We start from the raw sequence: 688 nt of genomic DNA, 5'->3' as shown, positions 1-688 counted from the left end.
GCGGGCGCTCCGGGAGCAGGGCCGGGGTCGGCGCCGGCCCCCGAGCCGGAGGCGTGGCCGGAACCGGAACGAGGACCGGAACCGGAACCGGCGCCCGCTTCGGGTTCGGTGGCGGGTTCGGTGGCGGGGTGGTGGTCGGGCACGGCCACCCGGGCCTGCCGGGCGGCTTCGGCGGGTGGGATGCCGTTGCCGGTCAGCCGGCACATGTGCTCCAGCACGGCTATGTCCCCGCGGGTCCAGCGCCGGTGCCGACCGTCGTGGCGCACGGCAGGGCCGATGCCGTAGCGCCGGTCCCAGGAGCGCAGCGTGGTGGGGGCGACGCCCAGCCGGCGGGCCACCGCGCCGGTGGTCATTCCGGGGGCGTCCGCGTCGAATTCCAGTGCGTCGTCCATGGCACCAGCATACGACGCACAATCGATGCAAGTTGCTGCTCCTGTGCGTCGCGTCGAATCTGGCTCCACCGGGTGCGGTGAGCTCCCGGCGGCGGCGTCACGCCGGGCCCGGACTCCACCGGGACCGTCCGGAAGCCGCCTCGGCCCACCGGCCGGGCCCTGGCCCGGTGAGAGGAGTGGCACTGATGCCGGCCACCGCAGCACACTGCCGGACCCGCCCGGCACCGCGGGCTTCGGACGCCGCCCGGACGACGGGTGAACCGCGGCTGCGCCTCGCGCACTCCGCGTCCGCGCCC

The 688-nt window shown here is 76.5% G+C and carries 1 protein-coding gene; it reads right to left on the bottom strand.

The features are described 5' to 3' along the window. Positions 1 to 392, bottom strand: a 392-nt coding sequence (locus ACYVE9_RS29645; RefSeq protein ID WP_461030955.1) for a MerR family transcriptional regulator, incomplete at its 3' end; no start/stop codon positions are given. Positions 393 to 688 lie beyond the last annotated feature (296 nt).

The sequence above is a fragment of the Streptomyces sparsus genome (assembly GCF_054776295.1).
Note: the sequence above shows the minus strand (reverse complement) of the source record. Positions and strands in the feature narration are given on the sequence as shown.